This window comes from Lactobacillus sp. M0403 (assembly GCF_016101265.1).
Classification (GTDB): Bacteria; Bacillota; Bacilli; order Lactobacillales; family Lactobacillaceae; genus Lactobacillus; species Lactobacillus apis.
The window spans coordinates 1-15,804 of sequence record NZ_JACFQV010000005.1 but is presented as its reverse complement, the minus strand read 5'-3'; the positions used below and the strand labels follow the sequence as shown (position 1 = coordinate 15,804).

Sequence of the window (15,804 nt, the reverse complement as noted above, 5' to 3'; positions counted from 1 at the left end):
TGTTTGCATGCCTATTCTAATCATTAGTGGCGCCCTATATTGGCATATTCATACGAAAGAAAATGAAAAGACACTTACAATAGGTATTTATACCAGCAGTAGTTGGAATGTGCCCAATGGACATCAATATAAAGTAATAGACTACGCCATCCGTAAATTTAAGCAGGAACACCCTGATATAAAAATCAAGTATGAGAGTGGCATTCAACAAGATGATTATCGCAATTGGCTAAGTGAAAAAATCATTGAGAATAAAACCCCAGATCTTATTATTGTTCCTAATCGTGACTTCAATGCATTAGCAAGTGAAGGAGCGTTTAAAAACTTATCATCTTTTATGAAAAAAGATGATATTAAGCAATCAGTTTTCTACTCAAGTGCACTAAAAGCTGGACAGTATAATAACCAACAGCTTGCCTTACCCTATGAAGCCAATCCCACTTTAATGGTAATGAATAAAACACTACTTAAAAAATTCAAAATTAATACACCAAGCTATAATTGGACACCACAAAAATTTTATCAATTGTGTCACAAAGTCACCTACTCAAATACTAAGAAAAAGTACTATGGTGTAACTATGAATTATAATTGGCAAGACGCCCAATATGCCTATGGTGCTCAATTTTTTAACAAGAATGATGGCAGTGTTGAATTAACTTCCGATCGTTCTAGACGTGCTTTTACACTAATAGAAAATATTATTAATGATCAGTCAACTTTTAACGTTACATCACAATTATTTGACAAAGGTTGTGTGGCTTTTATGCCTTTAGGTCTTGCCCAATATAGGACGTATACCTCATACCCCTTTCATATTACTAGGAATAATGCTTTTTTATGGAAATGCACTAAAATGCCTGGAGTAAAAAGCGCTAAAGCAACGCCAATTGAGACTACAATGTTTGCTATTTCGAGTAAAGCTAAAAATCCAAAAGGTGCATGGGAATTCATGAAACTTCTTTGTACTAATAAATCAGTTCAAAAAGAAGTAATGAAGACTAATATGGGATGTTCCGTTTTACCTGCTGTGGTAAATAATAAGCAGACGCAAAAAATTCTTGATGAAAAAGTAATCAATTTTCATAATTTAACGATTAAAAAGCTTGATTTAATAATGAAAGATGGTGTGACTACTCCGAAGTTTAAAAATTATAATGATAAATCAGAAAAATTAGATTATAAAATACAAAATGCTCTAAAAGCTGGTAATTTAGAAACTCAGCTATTCAACATTCAATTACAAGTTAATCAAAGTGAAACAAATTAAGCAGCATCAAAAAAGCACACTTTTAAATAAAGTGTGCTTTTTATTTGTTAGTAATTATTAAAAATTAGCTTTTTTAACATACATGTTTTTATCAACTATGTAGTAGAGACTATTTCCTAATTTTATAGCACCACCGTAGGTCACTACAGCTTTATTCTTTTTAAGGAAATATCGTTTAATCCTTTGTCCCTTATCATTATAAATAAAGGAATTATGGCGCAAAGTACGCTTAACACCTACCACATTGGTTGCCAGAACATATTGATTACTTGCCAAAGAATAATAGTTTTTCCCGTTAATTTTTTTAGTGCCATAAGTAGAAATTGCTGCACCAGCTTTAATCTTAACTAGCGTCTTTTTACCTTTAGCATCATAAACCCAAGAATCATGCATGACCGTTCGTTTATGGCCTATTTTACTATCCTGAGTTGAGCTTGCTTCTTCATCGGTTTTAGACTCGTTTTTATTCGAAACAGACGTAGTACTTTCATTAGAATTATTCGCTCCAGTAGTATTGGAGTTATTACTTGAACTATGACCATTATCATTAGAACTAGTAGAAGTCTCTTTTTCTTCAAATCCTAATAAATCTTTTCCTACTTGACTATAGCTTATGTCATATTTGTTGTTCTTACTTTCGTCCTGAGCATCTACTGCTACGTCCTGTATGTTATTAACACAAAAGCGTGCAACAGTCGCTGTTTGACCATTGTCAAAGAAAATTTCAATGGCATTTTTATCGGTGAAAACAGTTATTGTAAAATCATGTGTACCCTTTAAGCCGGAATCATTAATATAGCCCATACCACTTTCATAGCCATTTTTATAATAATTGGCTGCATTCCCAGATAGTTCACTACTTTCACCATCAAGTCGATATTTACCAGAAGCAGGATCAAGTATCAAAGTATTATTGTCCTTGCCTTGATTAAAGATAATTCTTACAGCACCTTGATATGCATTTCCGTCTTTAGTTGAAAAGTGTAGAACATATTTACTATTTGCAGGCTGTTTTGTTAAATTCAGTAAACTATAGTATCCATTATCTATTGCTTTTTGACTAGAAACTTGGCCTTCACTGTTTTTGGTAGTTTTCTCTTCAAGCCCAGTTGTTATTGGAGAACTAGTAACTGTTAAATTATCTTCCAATTTTATTTTTCTTGCCAAAGAGTACGTTCCAATTCGATTCGAGTCTGGCAAAAAGCCTTCTTGGTTAGCCTTTATACCAGAATTAGTATAGTTCCAATTGCCAATCCATCCCATTGAGATAAGCGAGTCATCAGCTTTTTCTAAATCGCTACTGCCACTAAAGTTGGCTCCATAATAGTCAGTACCTTGATCTAGCCTTTTAGCTTCTGTTTCAGCAGTAAACATTCCCTTATCATCTAAATGACCAACCACATAATAAGTTCCCGTTGTTTGCTTTGCCTGAGGTGATTTAGCCCCAAAGAACAGTACTTGTTTTGTCTTTCCACTTGCAGTCGTCATACTCCTCAAAACAGGACATTCAACCGGTGCTTCAAATGGTAAACCTTTGAAGAAAACACTATTTGGGATTTTACTGTCAGTTTGATTTTCATTAGCATTAGACCAATTAGTGCCATCATCAGATTTATAAACCCCTATGTTATCACCTTCAGCGATATACATAACAAGTTTACCATGCCAATAAAAAACTGCAGGATCACGTTCATCTGATCTATTGATTGACGTCCAAGGCCAGTAATGATTCAATATGATTTTTTTATCATTCAAAGGATGGGAAAATGTTTTTCCATTATCATCAGACCAGGCTGCCCAAACATTTTGCTGGTTGTCTTTATTACTTAATCCTGAAAAAAATGCAACCTGAGCACCTTTAGGTACACCAGATATGTTGCCTTGATTAACAACAATTGAACCTGTCCATGCACTGCTCCATGCGTCTCCAATATCGCCCTTTAAATCCTTTATAGCGATAGTTGGTTCGGAAAAATTAATGAAATCCTTAGTAGTTACTCTCTGCCAGTTCTGTTTGGCACCTGCATCGCCATTAATCACTTTCTCTGTATGTAAGTAATAAATAACCCACTCTTTGTTTTCACTATCATACATTATTGTTTGCAAGTCATTAGACCAGCCTTCTTTCGTATCCAAATGATACGAGCTGGCTCTTTCGGATGAGGTATTTGTTGGATTGATGTAAGTGTAACCATTGTCTGTGTAGCCATTAGAAACATATTTTCCATTTAACAAGGGGTCATCACTTTTTTTAGCAGTATTTTCCTGCTGTAATAACACTGCAGGAATATCAACTTTGTCTGCTTTTACCTTAACTGAATTTAGGCAAGCAACACTTAAAACCGTCGAAATAGTGGCTTGTGTAATAAAAAGATATTTTTTATTCATTTTTGTCTCCTAAAGAACTAAATTATTTTTATATGAAGCGCTTTCTTTATCATGACAAAGTAATTATATCTACAAAGTAATATATCTTATAGATGATAAATGTCACTTTTTGACCGAACTGACATTTTTGATAATAAAAAAAACGGATAACTTTCTTTTTCGAAAGTTATCCGCTTCTAAATTAAACTACTTTACATTTTTAAATTATTTTTGCTCTAGATACTCTAATATTGGTTTGAGATTCTTTTCTTTTTTCTGTTTTGGAGTATCAGGGTTTTTCAGGATTGCAAATGCAGGTTGAACTACCGCGTATATCTCCCTATTCTCTAAACTATCAATCGTCAAATAACTAATTTTAAAGTAGGCCTCCAAACCAGTTGTATCATTTTCATCTAAAGCCTTTTGTATGAGGAATATAAACACCTTTTTCAAGTTACGAGTTCTTTTCTTTTTTTCACGTTTCTTATCATAGACAGGTAAAAATAGCGCTACGCAAACAGCAGCAATCTCTGCTATAGCTGTTACCCACTCAGATAATGGTCCTATTTCCATGATATCACCTCTGTTCAATTATACTATTGCATCAAAAAAGCACTAGTCTTTCAATAGTCTAGTGCTTTAAATGCTTGCTTATCAATATAAAAAATTCATCTTATAAAATTTTAAAATATGTTAATCCAACAACAATAACCATCATAGCAATAATTAGCATTGCCGCATGTTTACCATTAGTTTTCTTCAAAATGTAGTAAACCAAAATAGTTACAAGCAAACTCAATAAACCTGGCATAATCTTATCAAACATTGTTTGTAAGCTAATTACATTGCCACCTACTTTGTTAGATACGTTCGAGTGAACGATAATTTTTAAAGGAGTCTTTACCTTAATTACAGTTGAAATTAATGCTCCAACTACCATTAATCCAACCACATTAGCCATTGTAGAAATACGTTGAATAACATCGCTTTGCTCATTATTATTTAAAAAAGCAATTCCTTTTTTATAACCGAATGAGACAGCATAATATCTTGCTCCCATATTAATTATGTTATATAAAATGAACATTAAAATCGGGCCGAAAATACTACCACCAAAGGCAATTGATGCGCCAATACTACCAACGATTGGCAGCCAAGTGAATTTAATTAGGCTATCGCCTAAACCTGCTAAGGGTCCCATTAGCCCCGTCTTTAGTGGATTGATTCCGTCTTTTTCATTTGGATCTGTTGTTTCTTCCATTGCGGCAGATAATCCGAGAATTACAGCGTCAAAATTAACGTGAGAGTTGTAAAAGACCAAATGTCGCTTCATGGCTTCAGATAAATCTTTTTTATCTGGATAAATCTTTGCAAGAGCTGGCGCAATTGCTCGCATAAAACCTACACCTTGAAGTGTCTCATAGTTTAAAGTAATTCGCATTGTATTAAGTCGCATAAACATGCGCCAAATGTCTCTATTATTTAATTTATGCTCTGGAGCCGTTAATTTTTCTTCACTCATAGGTCATAATCCTCCTCGTCATCTTCCTCATCGCTACTTGAATTATTGACTGGAGCGTTTGGTGCAACCTGTGCTTTGACACTAGGCTCACGAGTTGCTCTTTCATATAGAAATGCAAATACTATGGCAATCAATGTAATAGGCAGTATGTCTAGCTTTAAGTAGGAGGATAAAACAAACCCTAAAATGATAAACATCCACAATTCACCTTTTTTAAGCATTGTCATCATTAATAATGCAATACCTACTGAAGGAATTATTGAACCTGCTGTACTTAAACCGTTAATTATAAATTTAGGTAAGTCATTTATAGCTTGTTGAATTGCTCCAGCACCAAATTGTAGAGCTAAAAATGTTGGAAATGCACAGGCAAATCCATATAAAAATGCAGGAGGCCAAGTCAGCCAAAAAGTACCTTTGACATCAGCATTGTCAGCTAATCGTTTAGCCCAACCATTGAGCGAACAGTTAACTGTTTCAATTAAAACAAGTAATTGTTGGGCCAAAATTGACGTGGGAACAGCCAATGTAATAGCAGTTGCGACCATTGTCGAAATGTTGCCATTAGAATTACCCATAATCGCCAGTGAAGTACTAATCATTGTACCAGTGATAATATCTGGTGCCATATATGCACCTACATCACCAATACCCATCCACATAACTTCAAGTGTGGCGCCAATAATAAGACCAGCTTGTAAATTACCTAAAATAATACCTACGATTGGTGCAATTAATAGTGGTCGCCTAAACATCTTGGTACTGACATTATCAATTCCTAAGAGAAAGGCCAAAACCGTTAAGATAAAGATTTTCATTTTTGTAAAACCTCACTTAATTTAACGGCTCCATCTGTTGGAACCATTTGAATTTCTATATCTACGCCTAAATCTAACAATTTTTCTAGCGATTTCTTTTCTTCATCAGTTAGAAAAACTGCTTTGGTGTATTGTTTACGTTCATCATTGCCTCTAATGCCACCAATATTTAATTTAGGTATTTGATATCCACTGTCGACAATTTTTTCTACTGTAAATGGCGACGCAAATAAGAGCATAGTTCTTCTAGATACTGGGTTGTTAGGAACAATTTTGAGAAACTTTTCAGTCGAAAAAATATGTAATTTAATGTTGCGAGGTACACTCATTTTTAATACATTCGATTGGATTTTATCCTTGGCAACCTTATCATCAACAATTATTACCTGTTCAATTTGCTTAACGTTAAGCCACGTAGTTACTACTTGACCATGAATCAATCGATCATCAATTCTACAAAATTCCACTGCCATCTTCGTCCTGGTCCTCCTCTTTAAACCTAGCTGAAATATTTTGAAAACCCATATCATAGGACTTTTTTAGTGAATCAGCTAGCTCGTTTAAGCTTCGGTCGCGATTTGTAAACAAGTCTAATAACATAGGAAGATTCAATCCACTTAAAACCAAAATATTGTCTTTTTCCAAGCAAAATGTGCCACTAACATTTGAGGGCGTGCCGCCAAGAATGTCACATAGGATAATTGTTCCCTTACTTGTATCCAGTTCATCGTACATACGATTCATTTGTTCTTTTGCTTGTTCCAAATTTAAATCTTCTGTAACAGCTAAATACGCGCAATTATCTTGCTTACCAACAATCATTTCTGCACTTCTTAGTGCTTCTTTTGCTAAATAACCATGGCTCGCTAAAATAACTGCTACTCCCGACTTACTGTCTGTCATATTGAGTTCCCTCCTCTAAATAAAAGTCTCTTGCACTATTGATTTCCTCTTTTGTAAAACCAAAATGCTTTTGAAAATAATTTTCAGAGGTACCGTATAGTTCATAGATTTTTGAGATTGCAGCTTTAATGTAACTTTCACGAGTGTCAATCATCGCCATCAAGTAATCGAGATAAGACTTTTTTTGAACTAATTCACTATATAATTCATACTTTAGTTGATTGCGTTTCTTACGAATCTCCTTAGTTAGCATGTAATCTTGAACTATCTCATCATCATTAATATTTAGCAAAAGCAAAATAAGCATTGAGCCGAACCCTGTTCTGTCCTTGCCTCCACGGCAATGATGAAGTAGTGGCAAACATTCATGTCTGACAACAGCTTTGAGCATACGACCATAAGATTTTTGAGCAACGGGTGATGTGACCAAATCCTGATAACTTTCAATAACATTTTCACCACGGTCATTAATATACTTTTCAGGAACTTCCCCATTTTCAAGAGATTGAACTAATTTTTCATTTTCTCCTTTTAAATCAACAACGTTGGCAGCTGCTTCAGAAAAGCTTGACTGTGGATCGCAATTTAAAATTTCCAAAACTGTAGGTATAAACTTATTTGGATGATATTTGCGTTCATGTGGTGAACGATAATCAACAATTGTCCCAATTTGATGATTTGTTACTATTTGTTGATCTTCTTCATCCAAATTTGTTAGTTGATCACCTCGATAAAGTAATCCCCATTTTAAATAGCGACCATCTTTTGCTTTATAACCTCCCATATCTCTAATATTGATTGCATTATTTAAAGGAATTAATCGTTCAGAAAATATATTGGTTGAATAAGTGTTATCAGCAGTTTTAATTACAAAATAGGCTGGTAGGCTTTTTCGCGGAATTTTCACTTTGAATATTCCTGAAAAGCTCTTTGATAACAAATGATTAATTTCCTTTATATTTGGCTGCTTACCAACTAACAATTGATATTCACTTTTTCTTGGGTTTTTTAACCTAATTGTCAATTCGTCATTATTTCGACTCATATCAATTTCTGGTGTAACATACGGTTGCTTATTCATTACTATTGGTACCCCTTTCATTACCGATAATACTACAAGAAAATAATTTACACAATATATAATTTTAGAAAATTATTTTCATAAAAATACAAAAAAAGGTATCGTTAAAAATAGTTTTAAGAGAAATTCAGTTCTATTTGTACTTTATTTAAGAAAATAATTTCAAACTTGCATTTTCTTAATTCTAAAAAAATTTACAAGTTTTATTTTTTTAGGTAAAAATTTTCACACTATCAGTATAATATTTATTGATAAACAAAACTATTTTAGAGGTAAGTCATTTATAGGGGTATCAAAATGAATCCACTTGTCGCCATTCAAAAAAACTACTTAACTTTTTCAAAAAGAGAGAGAATTATTGCAGATTACATTTTGCAAAATAGTCCTAAAATTAATAATATGAAAATCACAGAATTAGCACATGAAACAAGTACCTCATGCGCTACCATTACACGTTTTGTGAAAAAAATTGGTTGTGCAGGATACTCAGATATGAAAGTTAATATTGGACGTCATTTAATAAAAAATGTTTCTAAAAACGATGACAATATTTTGAATGAGGTTTTTAGTTTCTATCAAACTGTTATCAAAAATACTCAGCAAATGATTGATATGAATATGATCAAGCAATTTGTAAACTTACTCAAAGAGCAAAAGCATATTATTGTTATTGGCTCCAGTAGTTCTGGTGTTTCAGCTAGTACTTTTGGACTACGTTTGATGAGAATGGGGCTTGATGCCCAAAGTTTCATTGATCCTAATTGGATGAAAATGCGTGCCAGTATTTCAAACAGTGACGATCTCTTTTTAGCAATTTCAAATAGTGGGACTACTGATTGCATCGTTGATACTTTGACTACGGCAAAGGAAAATAAGGCAAAAATAGTTTCAATCACTAGTTATATGGACAATCCAGTTGCTCAAGTAAGTGACTTAGTTTTTCATGTTTATAATCCGCGCTTTGCAAATAACGAAAAATTCATTAATTCTCAATTTTCAAACATGTATCTTGTAGATATTTTGACGTCTTGTTTGCAAGAAGACAGCCATTTCAAGAACGCAATGAGGACAACAAGAATCGCAGTCAACGATATATAAAAATCCAATCACTTTTATCACTACCAATGGCTAAGAATTATTATTCATACTGTATTTTTTATAGTGAATTTACACCACAAAATTAACTATATGCAACATGAATAATTTACAATAAACCAAAATACACCAAGGAGCGTTATAAATGAAATCTAACAAACCGTTTTATCAAAAGTGGTGGCTTTGGCTAGTTGCCTTCTTTGCCTTTACCTTTCTTGCTAATAATTCAACTTCAAACGAGCATCAAAGCATTCAAGCTAATGAAGCTAGATCAGTAGAAGTTACCCACAAAAATGATGCACCACAAGCTAAAGCAAAAGTTCAGGAACTTGTAGTTAAACATAATAATCAAAAACCCACAAAGCAAGTACCAACCGTCAACAAAAACGCCGCTCAGAAGACGCAATTCAGTCAAGTAAAATATCGCCGGCCAGGAAAGAGTCGTGTTGTTTATATTGCACCTACTTCTGGTAAAAGATATCATTATAATCCTAATTGTCGTGGCCTAAGGCGAGCAAGAGGAAATATCACTAAAATATCCAAAAAAAGTGCAGTTAGCCGAGGCTATACTTTATGTAAATGGGAAGATTAACTATAAAAAAACGCAGTCTTTTTCGACTGCGTTTTTAAGTGTATCTATTTATTACCTTCGGCTCTTGATTTATATTCACCTTCGGATGTGTTAATAATTAATTCTTCGCCCTCTTTAATAAAATCAGGAACTTGAACTACTAAGCCAGTTTCCATTGTTGCAGGCTTACCTGTACCGGTAACTGTAGCACCTTTAATACCTGGTTCAGTATGAGCAACTTTCATTGTAACAGTTGCTGGTAATTCAACGCCAAGGAGCTTACTGTCATTAGCAAATTCCAATTGAACTTCAATATTTGGCATCAAATAAAACTTATCATCACCAAGTTGTTCACCAGAAACTTCGTATTGTTCATAAGTTTCGGAATCCATGAAAGTATAAACGTCGCCTTCGTTATAAAGGAATTGTGCTTTCTTTTTAGTAATGTCGATTAATTCAACCTTTTCAGTTGGACGCATTGTCTTATGAACAACCGCACCACTTTCAATGTTACGTAAGTCCATTTGCATAACAGTATTGCCCTTACCAGGTTTATGATGGTTTGCCTTAAGCACCCGAATCATTTTACCGTCTTGACTAAATACCATACCCTTTTTTAAGTTAATTGCCTGTACCATTGTTTTTTCTCCTTTTAATTCTAATCGTGTTTAAATTCCAAAAAAACTTTACGCTGGAGGCAATGCAAATTTTTTAATTAATAATAAATAAATCGTATTCATACCGTTTAGTATAGCAAAATTGACCCAAACTAGGTACTAAAAGTTAAAACTGCCGCAGATAGATTTCATCAATTTTATGGCCGGTTGTTTTATGCAAAATTAAGCTGGCCCGTTGTTTAGTTGGTGCAATATATTCACGCAAATTAACCAAATTCACCATTTGCCAAGTATCTTGTGCTAATTGAATTGCATCTGCTCGAGGACCGTTGGCCATTTCATAGTAAAAATTAGTTGGATCATTTTTATTCATTTCAAGCACGCGTTCAAAACGTTGCATAAACCATTTTTCAATTAGTTCTTCATCAGCATCGATGTAAATTGAGAAATCAAAAAAGTCACTGGTAACAATTTGCCCATTAGTTGGTAACTGTAAGGTATTAATTCCTTCAATGATTAAGATATCTGGCTGCTTTACATGTCCATACTTACCTGGAACAATATCACTTAATTCTTGTGAATAAAGCGGATAAGCAATATTTTCTTTGCCGCTAAGGACATCCTTTAGAAAGTCACTCAGTAAGTTCATATTGTAACTTTCAGGGAAACCCTTCCGATCAAAAAGGCCACGCCGTTTCAATTCCTCATTCGGATAAATAAAGCCATCTGTTGTCATTAAATGAACATTTAAGCTAGGAAATGTTCGGCTAAGTAAAACTTGTAGAAGACGAGCAGTTGTTGATTTACCAACTGCAACCGAACCGGAAATACCAATGATAAAAGGTGCAGCTAGCACATGCTGCTTTAAAAATTCACTTTGCTTTTGCTGTAAAGTACGTTTTTCTTGGTACACCAAATAAAGATAGTTAATTAGGCTACCATAAATTTCTTGAACATCCGTTAAATTAATGACATCCCCTAATGATTTAATTTTTGCAAGTTCGTCCTTCGTTATTCTAACAGCATCATTAGAAGAAAAAGATGCCCATTCGTCTCGATTAAAACGCAAATAATTTTTCATCTTTAGTCTTTCCCTTACCTTATGTTCAAATCATTACCGATATCAAGTTAAATTATCTCATTGCAAAAGAAAAACTCACGTTAAAAACGCAAGTTTTACTTCTTTTTATAAGTTATAGTACATCATAATGTGTTCAATACCAGCTTCAGTAAAAACTTCACCCTTAGTCTGATAGCCTAATTGATCATAAAAAGGTTTAGCTTGCATTTGAGCATGGCAAATTAATTCCTTAACACCAAGGTCGCGTAGATATTGGTGCACCTGCTGCATCATTTTTGTACCAAGATGTTGTCCACGTGTTTGTGCCGCAACTGCTACACGGCCAAGAACCCACTGGTCATTTTCTTTAAAAATGCGGCAAACAGCAAGTGCTCTATTTTGCTCTTCGTTCAGCAAAAAGACCTGAATTGCAGTAAGATCTTGATCATCAAGTTCAGGCTCAGTGATTTTCTGTTCCGTGACAAATGTATCAATGCGCAACCTTGCGATGCAGTATACCTCTTGACCCGACATGTCAGCAATTTTTTTAAACTTAAATGTTTCCTGTTTCTCCATCTTAGCCTCACCTATTTTTCTTCGTAAGTTTCTTGATCAACATCAAGTAGTGGACTTTTGGCACCTGTATAAATCATATCAAGCTTATACATTGCACGCGAAGTAATTGTGTAAACCAGTTGCGTTTCATCAAGACGGTGATAGCTCTTCTTTGAAGCATCCCACATAATGACTGCATCGAATTCCAATCCCTTAGCTAAATATGACGGAATAATTAACGTCCCATCAACCAGTCGCTGATTAGCGGTTGCAATCAAAGTGGCTTTTACACCATTTTTCTTCAATTCTTCTGCAACAAACTTAGCACTTTCAAGGTCTTTAGTAATTACAGCTGTCGTCAACTTGTTTTGCTCATTTTCCATTAATACTTCTTGCAAAACCTTTAACGCCTCAGCCTCGTCATCTCGTCCCCAAACGACAGGCTTTGGTCCTTGCCTGTTAAAGGACTCAATTTTTTCACCCTGACGTAAAATTTGCTTAGTAAAATCTGTTAATTGCTTGGTTGAACGGTACGATTTAGTTAGCTGAACAACATCAGTTTTCTTAGGATCGAACAGACCACTAATTTGTTTAAGTAAGCTTCGACTCTCATCCTTAGTGAAAATAGCCTGATTTAGGTCTCCCAGCATTGTAAATTTAGCCCGTGGGAAATTATATTTAAGGTAGCAAAGTTGAAATGGTGTGTAGTCTTGAATCTCATCAATAAAGGCATAACGCATTTCATAATCAACGTGCCGCCCAGTAATCATGTCATATAAGTAAAGATAGGCAGAGACATCATTCATATGAATATAGTGGTTCTTAAAGCTAGCTTTGACTTCTTCAACATGGTCATTCCACTGGTCTTCAGTAATATTCCATTTAGAAAGATCAGTCATTTTCGGAACGCGACGCAAGAAACTAAGGTATTGCGCACGCATATTAATAAAGTTATTACGCTTTATTTGTTGGAAAACTTTATCCAGTGCCTTAACCACAATCTTGCGGCTTAAGAATTTTTCTTCTTTTTCCTCAGATTCAAATTCTTGATCAGGCCGGTCATATAGCTCGTTAAGTTGTTCTTGACTCAGGCTTTGAATCTCATCAGCTACCCAAGACTTTTTAGCTTCAGAATTAATCTTGCGATTGAGCAGTTTAATTAACTCTTCACGCGTTGCATCAATTCGGTTGCTTAAATTGTAGTTCGAATTGTAGGAATAATAAATTTCATTGATTTTTGCTTTTTCAAAAAATGGACGCTTTTTGTCACGGAAATAAATGTTCTTAAAGATTACACCACGTTGATTAAGGTGTTTTGCATAGCGAGTCAGCAAGTCAAAGAAACTAGTTGAATCTTTAAATTGACTGATTGCTGAATCGGCAGCATCATCCTCAAACTGATCAAACAGGTTTTCGACATTCATGCCAGGCAAACGACGTGCAACAAATTGCCAGTATGTCATTTGCACCATATTCTGTTCACCCATCTCAGGCAAAACATTTTTAATGTAGTCATTAAATAGCTGGTTAGGGCTAAACATGATAACATCGCTACTTGTTAAATTACCACGGTACCGATAGAGCAAGTATGCTATTCTTTGTAAAATTGCAGAGGTCTTTCCCGACCCAGCAGCACCTTGAACAAACAATAAATCAGCACTTGTATTACGAATAATCTTATTTTGCTCGCGCTGAATTGTCGTCACAATCGACTTCATTTGCGTACTGGACTTTTCACCCAAGACCTCAAGCAACATTTGATCACCAATCGATTCATTGGTATCAAACATATTGACAATCTTACCGTCTTCAATCATAAATTGTCGCTTCTTGGTCATCTCAACGGTAATTTCACCTTCAGGGGAAACGTAAGAAACGTCGCCAAGCTTGCCATCATAATAAATCGAAGAAATTGGGGCACGCCAGTCATAAATTAAAAAGTGATCATTTTTGTCAGCAAAGGAGCCTAAACCAATATAAATAGTTTCTGCAGGCTGACCATTTTCTTTAAAATCAACTCGTGCAAAATACGGCTTTTGCTCTAATTTCTGGATTGTCGTTAATTGCCTAGCTGCATGTTGCCATGCATTCTCGCGTTCATCAAGAAGTTGTTGCTGTTGATGAATTGACAAAGCTGTTTCCATTGAGGTGGAATAGCCGTCATAGTCTAGTTTTACATCATCAAAAAAGTGAGAGTTAAGATCCTTAGCTTCTCCTTCTGCCGACTTAATTGAAGAGGATAACTCCGCCTTTTTGGCTCTAATCATTTTTAAGATATGATCAAGGTGCTCTTGCTCAAACTTTTTTTCATCCTTTGCGTTTAACATAACGTCACCTGCATTTTTAAAACTTGCTTATTATTTTAACATTAAACATGATTTATATATATACAACATCTCATTTAATTACTTTTGAATCTTTTTGAGTACAATCCGTGAAAACTAAAGGATTTGCGTCTATAATAAAGTAAACGGGTCGTTTGAAAGTTTTGTAATTATCCTCGAATAACATAAAGTAACGGAGCTGATAAATCATGAGGAACTTTCGCCATTTTTTAAATAAACTAACTTACGCTTTAATAGCAGTTATCGCACTTAGCGGCTGCTTTGAACCACTCGGCAACAATCTTTTGTCCAGTATGCCAAATCAAGTCGTTTATGCAAAAAAGGCTAAAAAACGCGCCAAGAAGTCAAGAAAAGAGACCGCTTCTGCTGAATGGAAATGGGCTCAGCCTAAAGCCAGTGTTTATATTGACCTAGATGGTGATAAAAACCTGACCGCAGCTGCCAACCATGCAATTCAAGTGTGGAATGACACCGGAGCATTCACTTTTACTAAAACCAAAAACAAAAAGAAAGCTGATATTACAATAGAAAGTGTTTATAGTCCAAACACTACTTATGCTGGCTATACAACTTTTCACTTCTATGTAAAATCAGGACTATTATTCTCTGCTGACACTAAATTAAACACCTTCTACCTTGACAATTTCTCAAGCTACAATTACAGTTATGAACGAGTTGTCAACACAGTTGAACACGAGCTGGGACACGCAATTGGACTTAAGCACAATAACGGACAATCAGTTATGTATCCAACTGGCTCTATCTATTCTATTCAAGAAACAGATATTGAAGCTGTCAAAAAACTTTACAATAAATAAGTATATTAAAAAAATCTAAGTAGGTAAAATGAAAAGAATCTATATTGTCCGTCACGGTCAAACTTATATTAATCGCTACAATAAAATGCAAGGTTGGTGTGATACACCATTAACTGATAAGGGAATTGCTGATGCTAATGAAGCTGGTGAAACCCTTAAGAACGTTTCGTTTGACATTGCTCTTTCTAGCGATTTAAAACGTGCAAGTGATACTTGTGATATTATCATGTCACATAATACTAATCGTGACGTACTGCAGCATATAGCTTCCCCATTTTTCCGCGAACACTTTTATGGTTACTTTGAAGGTATGGATTCTGATGCAGCATGGCAAATGATTGCTGGACCTCATGGTTACAAAAATCATTATGATTTGTTCCAAAAGGAACCACTTGATAAGGTTAAAGACTGGATTAAAGAGGCTGATCCCTTTCATGATGCTGAAAACGCAGAAGAATATTGGAAACGACTCGATCAGGGCTTCAAATTGATTAGTCAGCTTGATGGCGCTGAGAACATCCTACTTGTGACCCACGGTTTTACTATCCGTAGTATTGCAGCAAAATATGGTGACTTTGATATTAGCGAAGGTCCCCGTAATGCTTCAATCACAATTATGAATATGACTGATAAAGATAAAAAAGTAATTTCCTATAATAAAATGAAATTATCTTAAATTATACTTTTCTATCTATGGATGAAACTGTCAAATTTTTTGTGTAAATAGATTTTTCTCGTAGATTGATTTTTTAATCTTTTATTTAATCAAAGTAGGATTCTAA

16 protein-coding genes are annotated in these 15,804 nt (G+C 34.6%); 5 read left to right on the top strand and 11 right to left on the bottom strand.

The window, feature by feature from the left end:
• Window positions 1–7: 7 nt before the first annotated feature.
• Window positions 8–1,270: an ABC transporter substrate-binding protein gene (locus H3T48_RS06820; protein WP_198188960.1), complete on the top strand. Its 1,263-nt coding sequence runs from the start codon at window positions 8–10 to the stop codon at window positions 1,268–1,270.
• 57 nt (window positions 1,271–1,327) lie between these two features.
• Here the strand turns inward: H3T48_RS06820 and H3T48_RS06815 are convergent, their stop codons facing one another.
• The 7 genes from H3T48_RS06815 to H3T48_RS06785 form a co-directional block, all read right to left on the bottom strand.
• On the bottom strand, window positions 1,328–3,658 hold the full coding sequence (locus H3T48_RS06815) for an SLAP domain-containing protein (protein WP_198188959.1): 2,331 nt from the start codon (window positions 3,656–3,658) through the stop codon (window positions 1,328–1,330).
• Window positions 3,659–3,862: 204 nt separating this feature from the next.
• Window positions 3,863–4,210, bottom strand: a complete 348-nt coding sequence (locus tag H3T48_RS06810) for a hypothetical protein (protein WP_187158547.1) — start codon at window positions 4,208–4,210, stop codon at window positions 3,863–3,865.
• Between the two features lie 100 nt (window positions 4,211–4,310).
• On the bottom strand, window positions 4,311–5,159 hold the full coding sequence (locus tag H3T48_RS06805) for a PTS system mannose/fructose/sorbose family transporter subunit IID (protein WP_198188958.1): 849 nt from the start codon (window positions 5,157–5,159) through the stop codon (window positions 4,311–4,313).
• Window positions 5,156–5,977, bottom strand: a complete 822-nt coding sequence (locus tag H3T48_RS06800) for a PTS sugar transporter subunit IIC (RefSeq protein WP_198188957.1) — start codon at window positions 5,975–5,977, stop codon at window positions 5,156–5,158. The genes H3T48_RS06805 and H3T48_RS06800 overlap by 4 nt, the downstream gene beginning before the upstream one ends.
• Window positions 5,974–6,450 (bottom strand): PTS sugar transporter subunit IIB, encoded by a 477-nt coding sequence (locus H3T48_RS06795; RefSeq protein WP_198188956.1) that lies wholly within the window; start codon window positions 6,448–6,450, stop codon window positions 5,974–5,976. The genes H3T48_RS06800 and H3T48_RS06795 overlap by 4 nt, the downstream gene beginning before the upstream one ends.
• On the bottom strand, window positions 6,431–6,880 hold the full coding sequence (locus H3T48_RS06790; RefSeq protein WP_198188955.1) for a PTS sugar transporter subunit IIA: 450 nt from the start codon (window positions 6,878–6,880) through the stop codon (window positions 6,431–6,433). Before H3T48_RS06790 ends, H3T48_RS06795 begins: the two co-directional genes overlap by 20 nt.
• A complete protein-coding gene (locus H3T48_RS06785; protein ID WP_198188954.1) occupies window positions 6,867–7,961 on the bottom strand; it encodes a tyrosine-protein phosphatase in 1,095 nt (364 codons plus the stop codon). The genes H3T48_RS06790 and H3T48_RS06785 overlap by 14 nt, the downstream gene beginning before the upstream one ends.
• A gap of 297 nt (window positions 7,962–8,258) precedes the next feature.
• Between H3T48_RS06785 and H3T48_RS06780 the strand changes: the two genes are divergently transcribed.
• Window positions 8,259–9,059 (top strand): MurR/RpiR family transcriptional regulator, encoded by an 801-nt coding sequence (locus H3T48_RS06780; RefSeq protein ID WP_198188953.1) that lies wholly within the window; start codon window positions 8,259–8,261, stop codon window positions 9,057–9,059.
• 142 nt (window positions 9,060–9,201) lie between these two features.
• A complete protein-coding gene (locus tag H3T48_RS06775) occupies window positions 9,202–9,648 on the top strand; it encodes a hypothetical protein (protein ID WP_198188952.1) in 447 nt (148 codons plus the stop codon).
• Window positions 9,649–9,692: 44 nt separating this feature from the next.
• Here H3T48_RS06775 and efp read toward each other — a convergent pair whose 3' ends face one another.
• The 4 genes from efp to helD all read right to left on the bottom strand — a co-directional run bounded on the left by efp (window position 9,693) and on the right by helD (window position 14,186).
• Complete coding sequence (efp, locus tag H3T48_RS06770) at window positions 9,693–10,265, bottom strand: elongation factor P (protein WP_198188951.1); 573 nt, start codon at window positions 10,263–10,265, stop codon at window positions 9,693–9,695.
• Window positions 10,266–10,410: 145 nt separating this feature from the next.
• Entirely contained in the window at window positions 10,411–11,325 is a 915-nt protein-coding gene (coaA, locus tag H3T48_RS06765) for a type I pantothenate kinase (protein ID WP_187158552.1), read from the bottom strand.
• Window positions 11,326–11,430: 105 nt separating this feature from the next.
• The gene (locus H3T48_RS06760; RefSeq protein WP_198188950.1) at window positions 11,431–11,880 is read right to left on the bottom strand and encodes a GNAT family N-acetyltransferase; all 450 of its coding nucleotides are present in this window, start codon (window positions 11,878–11,880) and stop codon (window positions 11,431–11,433) included.
• A gap of 11 nt (window positions 11,881–11,891) precedes the next feature.
• Entirely contained in the window at window positions 11,892–14,186 is a 2,295-nt protein-coding gene (gene helD / locus H3T48_RS06755) for an RNA polymerase recycling motor HelD (protein WP_198188949.1), read from the bottom strand.
• 206 nt (window positions 14,187–14,392) lie between these two features.
• Between helD and H3T48_RS06750 the strand changes: the two genes are divergently transcribed.
• Both H3T48_RS06750 and H3T48_RS06745 read left to right on the top strand, forming a co-directional pair.
• Window positions 14,393–15,022, top strand: coding sequence for a matrixin family metalloprotease (locus H3T48_RS06750; RefSeq protein WP_187158555.1), 630 nt, complete (start codon window positions 14,393–14,395; stop codon window positions 15,020–15,022).
• Window positions 15,023–15,050: 28 nt separating this feature from the next.
• Window positions 15,051–15,698, top strand: a complete 648-nt coding sequence (locus tag H3T48_RS06745; protein ID WP_122034139.1) for a histidine phosphatase family protein — start codon at window positions 15,051–15,053, stop codon at window positions 15,696–15,698.
• Window positions 15,699–15,804: the final 106 nt, after the last annotated feature.

Coding starts and splice junctions, on each gene's coding strand:
- H3T48_RS06775 (WP_198188952.1), top strand. CDS start 9,202: ATGAAATCTAACAAACCGTTTTATCAAAAGTGGTGGCTTTGGCTAGTT.
- H3T48_RS06760 (WP_198188950.1), bottom strand. CDS start 11,880: ATGGAGAAACAGGAAACATTTAAGTTTAAAAAAATTGCTGACATGTCG.
- H3T48_RS06820 (WP_198188960.1), top strand. CDS start 8: ATGCCTATTCTAATCATTAGTGGCGCCCTATATTGGCATATTCATACG.
- efp (WP_198188951.1), bottom strand. CDS start 10,265: ATGGTACAGGCAATTAACTTAAAAAAGGGTATGGTATTTAGTCAAGAC.
- H3T48_RS06785 (WP_198188954.1), bottom strand. CDS start 7,961: ATGAATAAGCAACCGTATGTTACACCAGAAATTGATATGAGTCGAAAT.
- H3T48_RS06750 (WP_187158555.1), top strand. CDS start 14,393: ATGAGGAACTTTCGCCATTTTTTAAATAAACTAACTTACGCTTTAATA.
- H3T48_RS06745 (WP_122034139.1), top strand. CDS start 15,051: ATGAAAAGAATCTATATTGTCCGTCACGGTCAAACTTATATTAATCGC.
- H3T48_RS06805 (WP_198188958.1), bottom strand. CDS start 5,159: ATGAGTGAAGAAAAATTAACGGCTCCAGAGCATAAATTAAATAATAGA.
- H3T48_RS06815 (WP_198188959.1), bottom strand. CDS start 3,658: ATGAATAAAAAATATCTTTTTATTACACAAGCCACTATTTCGACGGTT.
- H3T48_RS06810 (WP_187158547.1), bottom strand. CDS start 4,210: ATGGAAATAGGACCATTATCTGAGTGGGTAACAGCTATAGCAGAGATT.
- H3T48_RS06795 (WP_198188956.1), bottom strand. CDS start 6,450: ATGGCAGTGGAATTTTGTAGAATTGATGATCGATTGATTCATGGTCAA.
- H3T48_RS06800 (WP_198188957.1), bottom strand. CDS start 5,977: ATGAAAATCTTTATCTTAACGGTTTTGGCCTTTCTCTTAGGAATTGAT.
- coaA (WP_187158552.1), bottom strand. CDS start 11,325: ATGAAAAATTATTTGCGTTTTAATCGAGACGAATGGGCATCTTTTTCT.
- helD (WP_198188949.1), bottom strand. CDS start 14,186: ATGTTAAACGCAAAGGATGAAAAAAAGTTTGAGCAAGAGCACCTTGAT.
- H3T48_RS06790 (WP_198188955.1), bottom strand. CDS start 6,880: ATGACAGACAGTAAGTCGGGAGTAGCAGTTATTTTAGCGAGCCATGGT.
- H3T48_RS06780 (WP_198188953.1), top strand. CDS start 8,259: ATGAATCCACTTGTCGCCATTCAAAAAAACTACTTAACTTTTTCAAAA.